The sequence below is a fragment of the Paenibacillus sp. EKM212P genome (genome assembly GCF_011066115.1).
GTDB classification, from domain to species: Bacteria; Bacillota; Bacilli; order Paenibacillales; family Paenibacillaceae; genus Paenibacillus; species Paenibacillus polymyxa_B.
This window is the reverse complement of sequence record NZ_JAAMNR010000003.1, coordinates 571,188-585,771: the sequence shown is the minus strand read 5'-3', so window position 1 is coordinate 585,771 and position 14,584 is coordinate 571,188. Positions and strand designations below refer to the sequence as shown.

General features: G+C 44.3%; 15 protein-coding genes. 5 read left to right on the top strand and 10 right to left on the bottom strand.

What is annotated here, in order from left to right:
• Positions 1-17: 17 nt before the first annotated feature.
• Positions 18-908 (bottom strand): diacylglycerol/lipid kinase family protein, encoded by an 891-nt coding sequence (locus G9G54_RS11885; RefSeq protein WP_165178228.1) that lies wholly within the window; start codon positions 906-908, stop codon positions 18-20.
• A 138-nt stretch (positions 909-1,046) separates the two neighbouring features.
• Between G9G54_RS11885 and G9G54_RS11880 the strand changes: the two genes are divergently transcribed.
• Both G9G54_RS11880 and G9G54_RS11875 read left to right on the top strand, forming a co-directional pair.
• Positions 1,047-1,913 carry an SDR family oxidoreductase gene (locus G9G54_RS11880; RefSeq protein ID WP_061829777.1) on the top strand — a complete coding sequence of 289 codons (867 nt, stop codon included), beginning with the start codon at positions 1,047-1,049 and terminating at the stop codon, positions 1,911-1,913.
• Positions 1,914-2,206: 293 nt separating this feature from the next.
• The gene (locus G9G54_RS11875; protein WP_013312677.1) at positions 2,207-2,545 is read left to right on the top strand and encodes a zinc ribbon domain-containing protein YjdM; all 339 of its coding nucleotides are present in this window, start codon (positions 2,207-2,209) and stop codon (positions 2,543-2,545) included.
• Positions 2,546-2,586: 41 nt separating this feature from the next.
• Here G9G54_RS11875 and G9G54_RS11870 read toward each other — a convergent pair whose 3' ends face one another.
• Positions 2,587-3,342, bottom strand: coding sequence for an AIM24 family protein (locus G9G54_RS11870; protein WP_068939217.1), 756 nt, complete (start codon positions 3,340-3,342; stop codon positions 2,587-2,589).
• A gap of 237 nt (positions 3,343-3,579) precedes the next feature.
• Between G9G54_RS11870 and G9G54_RS11865 the strand changes: the two genes are divergently transcribed.
• Positions 3,580-4,632 (top strand): LLM class flavin-dependent oxidoreductase, encoded by a 1,053-nt coding sequence (locus tag G9G54_RS11865; RefSeq protein WP_134902742.1) that lies wholly within the window; start codon positions 3,580-3,582, stop codon positions 4,630-4,632.
• 119 nt (positions 4,633-4,751) lie between these two features.
• On the opposite strand, the gene G9G54_RS11860 is transcribed toward G9G54_RS11865, so the two are convergent.
• From G9G54_RS11860 to G9G54_RS11840, 5 genes are all read right to left on the bottom strand, one after another.
• Entirely contained in the window at positions 4,752-5,267 is a 516-nt protein-coding gene (locus G9G54_RS11860) for a DUF1036 domain-containing protein (RefSeq protein WP_165178348.1), read from the bottom strand.
• Positions 5,268-5,348: 81 nt separating this feature from the next.
• Positions 5,349-6,857 carry an aminotransferase class V-fold PLP-dependent enzyme gene (locus G9G54_RS11855; protein ID WP_165178210.1) on the bottom strand — a complete coding sequence of 503 codons (1,509 nt, stop codon included), beginning with the start codon at positions 6,855-6,857 and terminating at the stop codon, positions 5,349-5,351.
• Positions 6,858-6,992: 135 nt separating this feature from the next.
• The gene (locus tag G9G54_RS11850; protein ID WP_023991039.1) at positions 6,993-7,469 is read right to left on the bottom strand and encodes a DsrE/DsrF/DrsH-like family protein; all 477 of its coding nucleotides are present in this window, start codon (positions 7,467-7,469) and stop codon (positions 6,993-6,995) included.
• Between the two features lie 119 nt (positions 7,470-7,588).
• Positions 7,589-8,410, bottom strand: coding sequence for an NAD(P)H-binding protein (locus G9G54_RS11845; RefSeq protein WP_165178208.1), 822 nt, complete (start codon positions 8,408-8,410; stop codon positions 7,589-7,591).
• Positions 8,411-8,479: 69 nt separating this feature from the next.
• On the bottom strand, positions 8,480-8,926 hold the full coding sequence (locus G9G54_RS11840) for a MarR family winged helix-turn-helix transcriptional regulator (RefSeq protein ID WP_165178206.1): 447 nt from the start codon (positions 8,924-8,926) through the stop codon (positions 8,480-8,482).
• A gap of 233 nt (positions 8,927-9,159) precedes the next feature.
• On the opposite strand from G9G54_RS11840, the gene G9G54_RS11835 reads away from it, so the two are divergent.
• Together G9G54_RS11835 and G9G54_RS11830 are read left to right on the top strand one after the other, a co-directional pair.
• Complete coding sequence (locus tag G9G54_RS11835; protein ID WP_165178204.1) at positions 9,160-10,122, top strand: radical SAM protein; 963 nt, start codon at positions 9,160-9,162, stop codon at positions 10,120-10,122.
• Positions 10,123-10,308: 186 nt separating this feature from the next.
• Complete coding sequence (locus G9G54_RS11830; protein ID WP_165178202.1) at positions 10,309-11,283, top strand: aldo/keto reductase family protein; 975 nt, start codon at positions 10,309-10,311, stop codon at positions 11,281-11,283.
• 16 nt (positions 11,284-11,299) lie between these two features.
• On the opposite strand, the gene G9G54_RS11825 is transcribed toward G9G54_RS11830, so the two are convergent.
• From G9G54_RS11825 to G9G54_RS11815, 3 genes are all read right to left on the bottom strand, one after another.
• Positions 11,300-11,683 carry a hypothetical protein gene (locus tag G9G54_RS11825; protein ID WP_165178200.1) on the bottom strand — a complete coding sequence of 128 codons (384 nt, stop codon included), beginning with the start codon at positions 11,681-11,683 and terminating at the stop codon, positions 11,300-11,302.
• 186 nt (positions 11,684-11,869) lie between these two features.
• A complete protein-coding gene (locus tag G9G54_RS11820; protein WP_165178198.1) occupies positions 11,870-13,810 on the bottom strand; it encodes an ABC transporter permease in 1,941 nt (646 codons plus the stop codon).
• Positions 13,800-14,561 carry an ABC transporter ATP-binding protein gene (locus tag G9G54_RS11815; RefSeq protein ID WP_061829789.1) on the bottom strand — a complete coding sequence of 254 codons (762 nt, stop codon included), beginning with the start codon at positions 14,559-14,561 and terminating at the stop codon, positions 13,800-13,802. The genes G9G54_RS11820 and G9G54_RS11815 overlap by 11 nt, the downstream gene beginning before the upstream one ends.
• Positions 14,562-14,584 lie beyond the last annotated feature (23 nt).

The following is a 14,584-nucleotide window of genomic DNA, read 5'->3' as shown; positions in this document are numbered from 1 at the left end:
GACCAGCACCGCATTACTTAGACCTCTTCCGGCACAATTACCTCGATATGACGCGGTAAAATACCAAGCTCGATAGGCAAAGACGGCCCTTCCTCACCATCTACATTCGTACTGACCGGTTCTGCGGAGCTGACACTTACATGCTTTGCAGTAAAGTAAACGATATCACTATGATCCTTCAGGTTGCCTAAAAATAAGGATATGCTGGCCGTCACGGTGTTCAATATATTGAGGTTTTTGAAAATAAAGCAGTGAAGCAGACCATCGTCAACAGCCGCATCGGGTGCCAGTTTCTCGAATCCGCCAACTGAATTGGTTAACGTAGCCAAAAAGAGTGGCGATTTTCCTTCCCAGGTCTTGTCATCATAGCGGACGATAAGTGAGTGGGCAGGATGGCTGATAAGCTCTTTCATGCCTTCTTTGAAGTAGGCAAACGTGCCAAACGTGGATTTATCGTCTGATGATACAGCTGATAGCGATTCAGCAAGCGAACCTGTGGCAACCACATTGGCAAACATTCGGCCGTTTAAGAGGCCCATATCTACGTTTTTCACGCGGGTAGAAGTCAGTGTACGGATTGCCAGCTCAGGACTTAGCGGAATGTGTAAGGCACGGGCAAAATCATTGACTGTCCCAAGGGGGATGACACCCAGTCTTGGACGGTGGTCTTGATCAATGAAGCCGTTGATGGTTTCGTGAAGTGTGCCATCCCCACCGATGGAAACGACTAGGTCACAAGCTTCCTCACACGCATTAACGCAAAAACGGGTGGCGTCCAATTCCTTTGCCGTCTCTTTAACCGTAACAACGTATCCTTGATCACGTAGAATTTCTTCTACGCTTCTGACATGTTGGAGGGATTCCTCTTTGCCGGAAGAGGGATTTACAATGATCATAGCTCTCTTCATATACAGGTTCCTTTCTCTGGGGAAAGTTTGGGTTACCCACTCTTACCCGAAAAGCAGACCTTTAGACTCTAGATTAGACATGTGTTATATTTTTAGTTACTATATAAAAGTAAATAAAATCTGAATGGAGGATTTCATATGAAAATCGCATTAACAGGAGCAACGGGGCAACTGGGTTCCATCGTGGTAGATACGTTGCTTACATTTGTCTCCGCAAACGATCTTATTGTTAGCGTAAGAAATCCAGAAAAAGCAGAGAACTTAAGGTCTCGTGGCGTCGACGTTCGTCATGGCGACTTTGATAAACCGGAGACGCTGGATCAGGCGTTTGCTGGAGTAGACCGGTTGCTGATTATATCCGCAGACGGGGATAATGATACTAGAATCCGTCAGCATAAAGCGGCTGTTGATGCTGCTGTACGTGCTGGAGTAGGCTTCATCGCCTATACTAGCGCTGCCAATGCCGCTGACAGCACTCTATTCCTTGCACCCGTACATCGCATCACGGAGGAGTTCATTCGTGAGTCAGGCATTCCTTACTCCTTCCTGCGTAATAATTGGTATCTGGAAAATGAGGCAGGCACGATCCAATCCGTACTCGCGGGGGCTCCTTGGCTAACCTCGGCAGGGTCCGGTAAAGTAGGTTGGGCTACCCGCGCAGATTATGCGCAAGCAGCTGCAACCGTTTTGTCTGGCGAAGGGCATGAGAATACAATATACGAGCTCTCCGGTAAGCCGATTACCCAAGAAGAGTTTGCAGCGATACTGGCTGAGGTTCTGGGCAAAGACGTTCCTGTACAGCAGGTGGATGATGCTACGTATGCCGAGGTTATGCTCGGTGCGGGAGTCCCGGAAGGTGCAATCCCTATTGTGGTCGGTATTCAACAAGCGATTCGTGAAGGAGCCCTGGATGTCGTAAGCAACGATTTCGAGAAGCTGTTGAAACGCCCCCTTACGCCGCTTAGCCAAGGAATGAGTGAACTGATCAAGCAAACCCAAGCATAATAAACGTGCCATAGAGTACAATTTCAACATATGATACTGCTTATGTCTAAAACGGATGCTGCCTAGAGAGGCCAGCATCCGTTTTAGTTACATGTTCACCCTCTGGATATTTTAAGAGGCAGGGCGCTTACGTATCGGTACAAAACTCAGATTAATTTCATCCATGAGTGGAATCGTGACTGTTTATCCAATATACTTGTAGGGAACTCCAAGGGAGACTTGGAGCAGGCTTGGTCTATCCAGGAAGCTTAGCATAGCAGTAGAATTTGAAAATGAATGGAGTACATAATACCATGTCTAATTTACCAAATTGTCCTGAATGTAATTCAGAGTACACTTATGAGGATCGCAGTCTTTTCATTTGCCCGGAATGCGCTCATGAGTGGTCTACCGAGTCAGAAGCAAGCAGTGAAGACGTAAAGGTCGTCAAAGATGCGAATGGTAACATCCTGCAGGATGGTGACTCTGTAACGGTCATTAAAGACCTTAAAGTGAAGGGAAGCTCATCCGTCTTGAAAATCGGGACCAAAGTAAAAAACATCCGTCTGGTGGATGGCGATCATGATATTGACTGCAAAATTGATGGTTTTGGAGCAATGAAGCTAAAATCGGAGTTTGTAAAAAAGAATTAAAATGTAAGAAAGGAGAAGCCGGGGCTTCTCCTTTCTTATGTTTATAATGGTGCTAACCATACGGTTCCTGTTCCCCTGTACACATTTACCAGCCCTTCGCCGGAAGCAGCCGAGCCCATTTTGGTTTTCCCGGATTTTTCGACGGTGAACTGTAAGGTATTGGACCACATGAGGGCGAAGTTACCATCCACCTTCAGCACATCATTTTGCAATTCTATAACGACCGCTTCTTCGGAAGGGATCGGAGCTTGAAGTGCAAGCACTCCTTTTCCGCGGGCGCTTAAATTAAATAACCCTTCTCCGCCCAGTGCAGCAGAGGAAAGATTACTACGTGCAACGACGGATATGTCTAGCGTCGTGTCACAAGCCAAAAACAAGCCGTCTTCGATGGCAATATCATCATTGTCCACATCAATAAGCCAAATATATTGGTAGGTAGGCTCCAGCATGATGGTACCCGTGCCTTTATAGTGTGGTTTAATGGCACCTGTCCCGGTTACAGCACCGGACACCAAGTTTCGCATTAAGCCTCCAACGCCTTTTACACCGGTAGTCATTTCCATGCTACCCACAGTATATTGCATGGCTCCCGCCTTCATCATAATCTCACTATTATTGATTTCGATCATGAGTTGTTTGCGGCGCATGTTACTTTTGCTCATATAGTAATTGTTTTTCGCAGCCTCCACCGAGGTGGAACTCAAATCTGTTATATATTCCAGTACCGTAAATCCGCCTAATTGGTCAGTGATGGCAACATTGCTGTTATCCTTTAAATTGTTAATGACAAAAGCCATAAATGTATGTGCCTCCTTGTTGTATTCATGTTGTGGGATGGGAATCTTCTTTATTCCATACAATATTCGACAAAGAGACTTCTTTTCCTGCGGCGAATCTAGACACTTCCCTTGGCTGGTTTTCAGACTCAGAAAAAGAGAGCTTGAAAAAGATGCAAAAAAGGTTCAATATAAAGATATCGGTTTTTAAAATGATTGGCTTTGAAGGCAGCCGTATGAAAATAGGGGGTAGAACAAGTGGAGATAGGGATAAGCACGTTTGTAGAAACAACGCCGGATCCCCAAACGGGTGAGGTCATCAGTCATGCACAACGAATACGTGAAGTTGTCGAGGAGATTGTGCTTGCAGATCAGGTAGGGCTGGATGTGTACGGCGTGGGGGAGCATCATCGTAAAGATTATGCAGCATCTGCTCCGGCTGTTATCCTCGCTGCTGCTGCTGCGCAGACCCAACGAATTCGGTTAACCAGTGCAGTTACGGTGCTTTCATCGGATGATCCCGTGCGTGTGTTTCAGGATTTTGCTACACTGGACGGCATTTCGAATGGACGAGCTGAGATTATGGCAGGCCGGGGTTCTTTTATCGAATCGTTCCCGTTATTTGGGTATGATTTGGATAACTACGATGAGTTATTCGATGAAAAGCTGGAGCTATTATTGAAAATACGGGAATCCGAGAAAGTTACCTGGAAAGGCGGACATCGGCCGGCAATCAACAATTTGGGCGTGTATCCGCGTCCAGTTCAAAATCCGTTGCCCGTATGGATTGGGAGTGGGGGTAATCAGGAATCTGTGGTTCGTGCAGGCTTGCTCGGATTGCCGTTGGTTCTGGCGATTATTGGGGGTAGTCCTGTACAGTTTGCTCCGTTGGTGGAACTGTATAAAAAAGCCGCTAGGCATGCTGGTCATGATGCATCGCTGCTTCCGGTTGCATCACACTCACATGGTTTTATCGCAGAGACGACTGAGCTGGCAGCGGATAAATTCTTCCCTTCCACTCAGCAGAGCATGAATGTGCTTGGGCGTGAACGCGGTTGGGGCCCTTACACTCGCTCCAGCTTCGATGCTGCACGCAGTTTTGAAGGAGCGTTGTATGTAGGTGATTCCGACACGGTTGCCAAGAAAATTATTCATCTGCGTAAACAAGTAGGCATTACACGTTTTCTGTTGCACGTGCCTGTCGGTACGATGCCGCATGACGATGTCATGAGAGCAATTGAGCTATTGGGAACAGAGGTAGCACCACGGGTTCGTGAAGAGATATCCAAGTGGGAATCCGAAAGTAAATAAACGGAATTACTTCATAGATAAAAGAGAAAGGAGCAGACCATGGGAGTGAGGTCGCTCCTTTTAATAAAAAATATGACTGCTTTAGATCTCATGCAATGTTGCGAATTAGGAATTCTACATCAATTCTTTCTCAGTTTTGTAGGTACTGCAACACGGTTGGATGACAGAGGTTTTCCCTGTTTCAATTTTTTAGCCGTTCTAGGTATTCTTACGACTAAGGATCCTTCTGTGCTTTGTTTGGAAGGCAAGGCTATGCGGATATTCCCGGATTGAGGGGCGCTTTGGCTAGCGCTGCTAACCAGGTTGATGGTGTAACTTGCGTAGATTGGACTGACAGGAATCCGCCGCATACCTAAATTCCTACAGGTCGTACATCCTACGTTCCAACACCAATGGAAGGCCTGGCTAGGGAGCTGGGTAAAATAAGAACCTGACCATGTGCGTCCAAAGCTACTTTCGGCATAGTAATAGAACGTATTGCCTCCGGCATATCCACTCCAAACTTCTCTTGTCTGCCCAGGATCTACACGATACCAGCCAATCTTGGCATAGCTGATAGGACTACAATTGAAGTTCGGATAAGCGTAAGCAATATAGATAGCCGCATTAGTACTGTTGCGAAAATTGAGACCCATTGTCGTCACTTCTTTCCTCATATATTAATCCTACAGAATATTCTATGAGAGTTTTGAAGGAAGGGAACGGACAGGAGTCTCTTAATCGCTAAAATTGAACCATTTGCTGATGTCTATTTTGTGATGTTCATTCATAGATCGCCATTCGTTTGATTCTGGTTGATAGATATAATCTTTTTGCCAGATCGTGATGTTTTCCACGATTGCTCGTATGGAAGAGGCGATATAGGAGATTTCCTGATTCGTCATCATGGGATGGAGCGACAGACGCACCCAGCCGGGTTTTCGAGATAAGTCTCCCGCATGGATCAGGTCTGTCATTTGTTTAGATGTTTGTGGGTCGATGCCCAGCAAATAATGTCCGTAGGGGCCTGCACAAGAGCAACCGCCCCGGACCTGAATGCCAAACCGATCATTCAATAGTTTTACAATCAGGTTATAGTGAATATGGCCGACAACGAAAGAAACGATTCCCAATCGTTCTTGGCTGCTTCCTCCTAAGATGTGTAGCCCTGGTATGGTACTCAAGCTCTTTAGTAATAATGATGTCAATTCCTTTTTGCGCTCCAACAGACGCTTCTGTCCCATTTGTTCCTTCAGCCGAATGCAGAGCGCGGTTCGAGTGGCTTGTAGAAAGGCAGGCGTCCCTCCATCCTCACGGGCTTCAGCATTATCTTTATACTCGTATCCACCCCAAGGATTAGTCCAGCTAACTGTGCCCCCTCCGGGCTGATCTGGAGCACAATGGAGGCACAGCCTCGAATCCATAATTAAAACGCCGCTTGTACCGGGACCCCCAAGAAATTTGTGGGGTGAAAATACAATCCCGTCCAGTTTCTCAAGCGGATCTGTGGGGTGCATGTTGATCTCGGCGTAAGGTGCGCTTGCCGAAAAATCAACGAAACAAACGCCACCATGTTCGTGCATTTTGCGGGCTAGCTGGTAAATCGGTACTTCGAACCCTGTAACATTGGAGCAAGCGGTAAAGGCGCCGATTTTGATAGGGCGATGCCGGAATTGAAGCAGCAGTCGTTCGAGATGAGTTGGATCGACCATCCCGCCGGGACCCGGAGGAAGACACACTACGTCTCCAATGGTTTCTGCCCAGGAAATATGATTGGAATGATGCTCCATGTGGGTAACGAAAATAACGGGACGTTCTTTTTCGGCGATGGGGTAGAGAGGCTTTAAATTTTCATGTATTTTCAATCCTAACAGTCGCTGAAGCTTATTCACTGCACCTGTCATACCAGACCCGGCGAACAGGATGATATCATGTTCATTGGCATGAACGTGGCTTTTAATGATTTGTTTCGCTTCTTCATAGGCTTGGGTCATCAGAGTTCCTGTCAAATTAGACTCCGTATGCGTGTTCGCCACGAAAGGGCCTAATTCATTTGCTATTTTCGACTCGATGGGTCCATACAGACGGCCGCTGGCTGCCCAATCCGCATAAATCAGCTTTTTTTGCCCGTATGGAGATTCAAAGGTCTGATGATATCCGATTGTACTTTCACGATACCTTTGGAAATAAGCCTCGTTAGAAGGCTGATACCTACAATTACTGCTTCCAATTCGAGCCATGAGCATACGGCGCCTCCCAAGTCGTTCTGTCTTCTTAGGGTACGTAGGTAGGCCCGAATGGGTTAAAAAAAATAGGCGAGTGTCATCATTTAGTCACAATAAAGGCCTCATCCAACAGCCGGATAAGGCAGTAGGTCTATCTTATATAAACAACTGCATATCGGATTCGAGCGCATCTTTTAGATACGTTTTGGCCTCGATAATTTCTAGTTCAGGTATAAATTCTTCCGGTTTAAAACCCATAATATCGACCGATAGCTTACAGGCATAAAATTTTACATTTTTCTTTCGCGCTCCTTTCAGAAAATGAATGAGCTTCGGGGCTTCGTTATCTTCGATCATTTCCGTCAGCATCAGCTTGCCAAGGCCGCTAAAATTCATTTTGGATAATGGCAGCTCTTCGGGTCCTTTTGGAGTCATCCAGCCCATGATTTTTTCATAAATCGTCTTGTCTTCAAACGTCATCTTATCAGGGTCACGAACCAGAAATAGTCCCCAGAACGCAAAAAACATCGTCACATCCACATCCAGCTCCCGAGCTGTATTTGCCAGAATCAGTCCAGCCATTGCCTTATCATAATCGCCGCTGAACATAAGCAGATTCATCCTTTTATCCACAATTCCCGCCTCCATTACCAACAGATATATTCAGTATGGATTTCGGAATGAGAACTATGCCCAGTTCACATATTGATCACAATTATGGAGAGGGTTGTTGGCAAGAAAAGTTTTTAGCGTTACTTTCCCTTGGAGATAAAGGGCCGGATGCTTTCTTTGAGCGTAGTGAGCGGACCGCCGATCAACTGTTCCAAATCATCCGACGTGGAGCGCGTATCTATTTTGCCTAAAAACCCAAATATCCAATTTTTGATTTGGGGGTTATGACAGAGGGAGACGGATATGCCTGTAAGCTCGGTCAAAGCTGCTGTCAAATCTGAAAAGGCCCAGGGACTGGAAGAGGTCAATTCATATTTCTTGTTCTTATGGTGGTCTGGATCGGATAGCACTGCTGCAATCCCTCTGGCAAGATCCCAACGCGTGACAGTGTTAAACTTCCAGTCCCCAGGGTAGATATCGAGTGCGCCCTTCGCTATGGCGGTGTTTAGATCGAGAGTTTTGACAAAATCGGTATACAAAGCGTTCCGTAGAAAAGTGTAAGGAATTCCGGTAGTACAAATGGCGTGTTCTGTAGCCAAATGCAGATTGGAGAGGGGAATGGAGCTGGCTTCAGAAAAGGCAAAGCTGGTGTATAAAATGTGTTCTACTTCACATTTTTTAGCTGCTTCTATGATATGGGTATGTTGACGAATACGAATCGTATCGTCGGGATGTGAACTTGAAATCAACAACAGTTGGGAAGCATCCGCGAATGCTTGCTCAAGTGAATCAGGTTGATCGTAGTCACCCAAGCGTACTGTAATTCCCTGTGCCTCATAGTGTTTTCCGGTTTCAAGGTGGCGAACACAAGCGGTAATTTCATGAGGTGAGACTTTTTGCAGGAGCTGTTGTATGATTAAGCTCCCCAATTGACCATTGGCTCCAGTAATAACGATCGACATGGAATATCATTCCTTTTATACAAATGAGATTTTAGTTAAGGGCTTAACAAATTGAGTAAAAAAGCTGTATTACGTCCTCTTTAATTTGTTGAGCAGGGAAAGGAGCTGCTTCAATTCCTGATCATTCAACACCTGCATTTTTTCCTCAATCCTCTGCCGGTTTTCGGGTAAATTACGCAACAGGAGGCTTTGCCCTTCGATTGTGATAGAAATTACTGATTTTCTGCCGTCCATGGGATGGCCTTCCCGGCGAATGAACCCTTCGTTTTCGAGCGGGGTGAGCAGCAGGCTAATATTTGATTTGGTGACACCGATCCTTTGGGCGAGCACAGATGGGAGAATTGTGCCTCCTTCCTTCATGATTTCAACCAGAATTCGAATTCTGGCTCCATTGGTTCCCTTCGAATGCCAGTATTTTTCTGAGACATCAACTAATCCAGCTGTCGTTTCCACCAGTGAAAAGAAAACCAGAGAATGCAGCGGCAAATCAAGTACGTAATCCTGTAGATCTTTCAAACGATCACCACCATAAATGTAGTTAAGTGCTTAACTAATATGAATTTACTAAAGTTCGGCAGTGCTTGTCAAATTAATTTTTTTAGCTCTGATAGGCGGATTCCAAGGTCGCTATCGCTGTTGTATCTGTTTGGCCCCGCCGTTACCAATGTCATATCTACAAACCGCTCCTATTCTGTATAATCTCAAGGGGATTCAAGACTTAAGCCTGAGATTGGGAGGATCATGAGAAAGTGAGTATAGAGAACAAATATAAAGCACTTGAACTGGAAAAGCCGGGCATCTACGAGCTGGAGGGACTGGAAGTCGGGGTCACCTCTAATTGCAACTTCAAGTGTGATTACTGCTGCGCGTATCAGCGGAACGATGGGCAATGCATTAGCAGCAAAGAAGTCATTGATATTATCGATGACATTCCAACGTTAAAACGTGTGCGACTGTCCGGGGGAGAAGTGACCTTGAAATATGAGGATTGTCTGGACATCGTGAATCACTGTTCAAGCAAGGGAATCGCTACCCAGCTCAATACCAATGCCAGCTTGCTCAGCCCTGAACGAATTGAGAAACTACGTGATGCAGGACTTTCCAACATTCATATCTCTTTCAACTTCACGGATGCCGATAAATATGCAGCTTATTATCATGTTCATCCTCGCATGTATGAGAAAATTGTACAGAATATTCGGTTATGTACCGAAGCCAAGCTGGAAACGGTGCTGGAGACGTTGCTGTTTGCGGAGACGCAGAACAACATGCCCGCTATTAGCGAAAAGGTATATGAACTCGGTGTACGTATCCATGAAATCCAAAACAGCATCGTGATGGATCATACCAACTGGAACGCTATTTCTACCAAGGAAGCGCTCGTTCGTTCCGTTCATGACCTGATTGCGCATAAAAAGGACGATACTGTGTTGTATTTCACCTGTATGGACCGTTTTGCAGAAGCACTGGGCTTCAAGGAGCAGCCGGGTGTTTATTTTTCCAACTGCGTTGATGGTAAAAAACAACTCCATCTTCACGGGAACGGGGACATCCTGATCTGTGAGCTATGCCATCCTGTGGTCATCGGCAATATTTATAATGGAACATCCTTAAAGGATATTTACAAAAATAAACCGAAGCAGCTTCAGGAGTTTCTCGACAAACTGCCTTGTCCTGCCTATGATGCGCTTTTCCCTGTAGGAAGCAAGTAGACATGATTTGAGATTGTGAGGCTATGAGCGTCTACCATCCAAATAGGTTGGATGGTAGATGTCCTTCATGTAACTACATGAATCCTTTATTATTTCAGGATTTTGCAAAATCCTCATTTGTTTTAATGAAAGGGTTTACATGTTAAAATATAAAAATATGATCTTCTTATGAAAGAAGGAGTAGGTATGAAATATAGAAATGTAGGCAACAGTGGTCTTAAAATTAGTGAAATCGGTCTAGGGAGCTGGTTGACGTACGGTACAGCCGCCGAGCAGGAAGCAGCTCATACCTGTATTGCCAAAGCATTTGAACTTGGGATTAATTTCTTTGATACCGCGAACGCGTATAACCGGGGAGAAGGCGAGAAGGCTATGGGAGCTGCCTTGAAGCCTTATCGAAGAGAGAGCTATGTGTTATCTACCAAGGTGTACTTCCCTATGGACTCCGGTCCCAATGACAGGGGACTGTCACGCAAGCACATTATGGAGCAATGTGAAGCGAGTCTGAAGCGTCTTAGTACGGATTATATCGACATGTACTTCTGTCATCGTTATGATTCGGATACTCCTTTGGAAGAGACGCTGCGAGCGCTCGATGACCTTCAGGCTCAGGGTAAGATTCTGTACGCTGCTGTCAGTGAATGGAGTGCTGCCCAGCTCACGGATGCCTATGGGATTGGAAAAAGGCTGAATTTGCGCCCGCTGATTGCCAATCAGCCAATCTATAATATGTTCGAACGTTATATCGAACATGAGGTACTTCCTGTATCCGGGCAGATAGGTATCGGCCAAATCGTATTTTCGCCTCTGGCTCAAGGGATTCTCACGGGTAAATACAAGCCGGGACAGCCTTTACCGACGGGTAGCCGCGGGGCTGATGCCTCTGTCAATAATGTCATCAGCAGTTACATGAACGATACCGTTCTAAACTGTGTCCAGGAGCTAGAAAAGTTGGCGAAGGGCTTGGGTGTCACCCTGTCACAGCTCGCGCTTGCCTGGATTCTGAGAGAACCGGGTATCAGCGCTGCACTCATTGGGGCTACTAAACCGGCACAAATCGAAGAAAATGTGAAAGCAGTCGAAGTGACGCTACAACCGGAGACATGCGTGAAAATTGAGCGAATTCTGAAGCAAGCAGAGGGTTTTGCACCTTTGCGTTAAGCATTTTTAACTTGCTTCAAGCATGGCAAATACCTGAACCCACACTAAATACAATCCCGCTCACTAAAACAAGGATCTGCTTTTTACTGAGATCCAGCGGATCAAAAAAGATGGGCAACAGCCATTTTAGGCTGATGACAGCCCATAAACCCTCCAGTAATCCTAGCATCAACACCTTTTGTCCCCAGTGAAACTTCATTTGCGGTGTTAGCGGACCTTCAAGAAACAGGTCGCCTGAAGTATGGAGGTTCCAAGAAACGATAACTACGAATATAAGAAGAGTTAATAGGGTTGACATAATATAGGTGATATCTTTTTTAGCCTCCTTCGTAAGTCTCGGCGATTTTTTAAACTCAGGCAAGCCAATCAGGAAAAAGACGATTCCTACGATAATAGCCACGCCTACAGAGGAACCAAGTATGATATTGGCTAAGATACCGATGCCATTGATGATTAATAATAAAATAAGCTCTCTCCCTTTGGGGTTACGATGATAGTTATTTTATTGTACATGTAGGAACGAAAATGCTCAAATATTTGAAAAAGCCCCAGCACTTTCGCCTGGGACTTTTTTGCTTTTTACCAATTACAATGCTGATTTAATGACCTTTTTATAATACAGGATGGATAGTATCCCAAAAATGGAATATAAGGCGGTGTACAGCACCATAACGATGATCATAGGCATCCAAATTTCAGTTCCAAACAAGAACCAGCCGGATTGGACGGCGAAATAGCTATGTGAAAGGCCAATCACTAATGGGATGCCGAAGTTAAAGAGTTGTTTTATTTTAATGCCTCTAAGCAGGTCACTTTGAGTGAACCCTAACTTTCTTAACACGGTGTAATTGGCTTTTTCGTCTTCGCTCTCATCCATTTGCTTAAAATAAAGGATACAGCCTGATGTAATGAGAAAGGTGAGTCCTAAAAATCCAACTACAAACATGATCACTCCCATGTTCCGCTTCTGATTGCTGCTCATTTCAAGGCGTGATGTTTGTTGATCATTAAAATCCGCAGCTGCAAAGAGACGATTCGCTTCTTCAATCTGTTCTGCATTTATCATATCAATTCCAATATATAAGGATGATTTCTTTTGAATCTCAGGATTTACATCTTTCTTTAACCGCTCAAATATGGTTTCGTCTACAATGGCAGTGGGTAGTCCCCCGGCTGTAAAATAGTAGGGAATCACATACTCCTTTTTTAAACCCAAATATTGTTGATGTATGACTTCTTTTTTTCCCTTCAAATCCAATGGACCAAAGTTTTTCAAGGACATAAATTTCTGTAACAGATCATTATAGCCCATTAAAATTGCTTGACCTGGAGATACATCCGTACCCTCCACAGATTGATCGCTTATGACAGGCAACGTCATGGAATTCGCACCGATATTTAACCCTTCCAGAGGAGTCTCCATGATTTGCGCGGTGTCCACACTGACTTGAATAACTTCAATTTTCTTCTCACGATACTTTATGTCATGCTTCTGAAGTAACGTTTTGAATTTCTCAGCATCCGGTTCATTCGTCATTGCAAAATGGGAAGGTACATTGTCCTCAGCTGATTGATCCGCAGAATAATAGGCGATATAGCTTAAGGAAAGTAAACCGATGGCAAGTGCCGATACTGTTGTAATAATGGTCAACAACAAAGCATTGGATTTCATGCGGAACATAATGGATGAGAGAGATAGCACCTCATTAATGTTCAAATAGCCGCCTTTACTTTTTCTGATGATATTGGAAATAAAGCGGATAGATCCTTTGTAAAAAAGTAGTGTTCCGATGATGACAGTGCCCAAAATAAATACCATAGCCATAAACAACTCATTCATGGATGTAAAGTCTCCGCCAAATAATTTGGAGGAAACATAGTAACCTAAAGCGATGAGAGAGATGCCAATGATCCCGATGATCATCTCATAGATCGTTATTTTCTTGATTTTTCCTTCGGTGGTTGAGTTCACTCTGAACAAAGACAAAATACTTTGTCTCTTGATAAAGGAATAATTCATGAGCATGATCAACAGGTAGATGATACAAAAAACGATGAGTGTTTGAATCAGTGCTTGGTTAGAGAAATATAGAGTGGCAATGGCTTCGACGCCTGTTGTCTTAAATAAGATCATGATCACTAATTTGGAAAAGGAAAATCCAACTCCGATTCCAATAAACAGGGAACTGAAGTATAGAATTAAGTTTTCAGCACTCAGGATGCGAAAAATTTTGTTTTTGGTCATTCCGATCAATTGAAATAGGCCAATTTCTTTGCTGCGTCTTTTTATAAAGATATTATTAGCATATAAAAGGAAGATACAGACAATGGCGACCAGTAAAACGGAAGCTGCCCTTATGGAAGCTGCCCCTTTAACAGAACCCTTCACTTCGTCCATGGAAGGATCGTATTGTAATGTGACGAAAGCGAAATAGAGCGCAACACTAAAAATGAGAGCAAAAACATACAGGTAATAATTCTTTAGATTTTTTTTCAAATTCTTTAGAATGAGCAGATTAATGTTCATATTGGACCCCGCCTAAGACCCCTTGGGTTTTCATAATATCCTGGAAGAAGCTTTGTCTTTCCTGCTCGCCTTTATGAAGCTGCGTATACATCTGTCCATCCTTAATAAAAATGACCCGACTGCAATGGCTGGCTGCGACAGGATCATGCGTGACCATAATAATGGTCGCCTTGCGTTTTTGGTTCAACTGGCCCAGCTTATTTAATAAATCGGAAGCAGACTTGGAATCCAGCGCACCCGTAGGTTCATCGGCAAAAATAATACTGGGCTCATGAATAAATGCTCTGGCCGCAGATGTCCGCTGCTTCTGTCCACCCGAGATTTCATTGGGGTATTTGTCCTTGAGCTCATAAATTCCCAGTTCTGTAGCTACTTCCTGAAATTTTTGATTGGCTTCTTTTTTAGGCGTTTTGGTGATGGATAACGGTAAGAGAATGTTCTCCTTCACGGTTAGCGTATCCAGCAGATTATACTCTTGAAAAATAAAGCCTAAATGCTGTTTGCGAAATTCAGCCAGTTGCTTTTCTTTCATTTTCGTCATTTCGATATCATTGATTTTAATGGAACCTTGGCTCACTTTATCAATAGAGGAAAGAACATTCAGCAGTGTGGTTTTACCTGAGCCGGAGGCTCCCATAATACTGACAAATTCCCCTTCTTCAATGACGATATCAATTCCCTTCAAAACCTCCTGCATATTTAACTTATTACCGTAGCTTTTATGAATTTTATGGGCTTCTAAAATATTCACTTCGATGCACTCCTTATTGTTCT